The organism is Mesorhizobium carmichaelinearum (assembly GCF_900199455.1).
Lineage (GTDB): Bacteria > Pseudomonadota > Alphaproteobacteria > Rhizobiales > Rhizobiaceae > Mesorhizobium > Mesorhizobium carmichaelinearum.
On the sequence record NZ_FZQR01000129.1, the window covers coordinates 1 to 993 of the forward strand.

Genomic DNA, 993 nt, shown 5'->3' on the forward strand with positions numbered 1-993 from the left:
GATGGTAACGGTCGCCTCCTGTCTGAGAGGATCAAGGGCTTCAGGGCCCAACCATTCCGACAGGAAGTTTTCCGATGGCCCAGGTGAGCGCCCTTTCGCCGGCTCGTGATCCAGAATACGAGGTCCGGCCTGCTGCCGGTTTTTCGGACACGAGGTTAAGCGGTTCTGTTGCGACCTTTTGATTACCAGCGCTGTGGCAAGGAGCCTCCGATCATTTTCGGAGGGTTGCAATGTTTAAAGGCCGTCAGTTCGACCAGTCCGTGATCCTGCTTTGCGTGCGCTGGTACCTGGCCTACAATTTGAGCCTGCGTGATCTTGAGAAGATGATGGCTGAGCGCGGCATCAGGGTCGATCACACGACCATCCACCGCTGGACCGTCATGGCCGACCGGATCGCGTCGTCATCGATGAGAGCCAGACCAACCACGAGGCGATCGTTTCCTGCGACACCACAAATCGCTTCCAGGATCGCGCCCGGCGCCGGCTAAAGCCGATCCGCATCCGCCGGAGCCAGTATTTGAACAATCGGATCGAGCAGGACCATCGGCGCATCAAGCGCCGAGTCCGGCCGATGCTCGGCTTCAAATCGACGGCCACCGCCTCCGCCATCCTTTCCGGCATCGAAATGATTCACATGATGCGCAAGCGACAGGCGAGGTATGCCTTCAATCCGAATCCGTCCCTGGCCGAGCAGTTCGAAATCCTCGCCGCCTGATTGACCTCGCATCAGGCCTCTCTGCACCCTCTATTCACCCGTTGCAACAAAACCGTCAATGTTCGCCCCCCAAACCGATCCGCGATCGCGTCATGTGGCACCGTTGCAGGACGATGTTGCTTTGACGCTCGAGGCTTCTTCAGATGTGACGTTGGACTTCGTGGATCGGAACGTATCCTGGGGGGATCGTCCTTGCCGATCAGCGTGTTTGAGAACATTCGCGGAAGATGTCTGGCGTTTCCCACGGACAAGCCATCAATGCGTCATCCTCACTCGAC

1 pseudogene is annotated in these 993 nt (G+C 58.2%); it reads left to right on the plus strand.

Annotated features, from left to right (window positions below):
• Positions 1-230: 230 nt before the first annotated feature.
• Positions 231-715 (plus strand): annotated as a pseudogene (locus tag CKW40_RS42310) (IS6 family transposase).
• Positions 716-993: the final 278 nt, after the last annotated feature.